We start from the raw sequence: 486 nt of genomic DNA, 5'->3' as shown, positions 1-486 counted from the left end.
CTCACTACCACACAAACGGCGCACTATATGTAGACAACAATCGAGTGAAGCAGCTACTCCAGCAGAGGTAATGATAGTCTCATGTTCAACAAATAGAGGGTTTGGGTCAAAATTCACCTTAGGAAATTGCTGCTGAAATTGTTCGGTAAATGCCCAGTGGCTTGTGGCTCGTTTTCCATCGAGAACGCCAGCACATGCAAGTACATAAGACCCGAGGCAGAGCCCTACCAGCAACTTCCCTTTATCATGATGATCTATTAACGCCTCTAGAAGTCGCTCACTTGGCTCTGGCAGGTCATTTGGCCAGCTTGGAATAATTATAATATCGGCTTCTTGGGTAGCACTTAGATCGCTATCGATCACCACACCAAATCCAGAGCTTGTTTCAAACTGCAAGCTGTTTTCGCAACAGATCCTCAAGTCAAACCGAACCGGCTGACCGAAAAAGATATCTTGAAACACCAGACAAGGCACAGAGAGATGAAA

The 486-nt window shown here is 45.7% G+C and carries 1 protein-coding gene; it reads right to left on the bottom strand.

Features of this window, described 5'->3' with window-relative positions; genetic code table 11:
* A partial coding sequence (locus AB4486_RS25160) for an AraC family transcriptional regulator (RefSeq protein WP_372119432.1) occupies positions 1-486 on the bottom strand: 486 nt, incomplete at both ends.

The sequence above is a fragment of the Vibrio sp. 10N.222.55.C6 genome, from assembly GCF_041473395.1.
GTDB lineage: Bacteria > Pseudomonadota > Gammaproteobacteria > Enterobacterales > Vibrionaceae > Vibrio > Vibrio crassostreae_C.
Note: the sequence above shows the minus strand (reverse complement) of the source record. Positions and strands in the feature narration are given on the sequence as shown.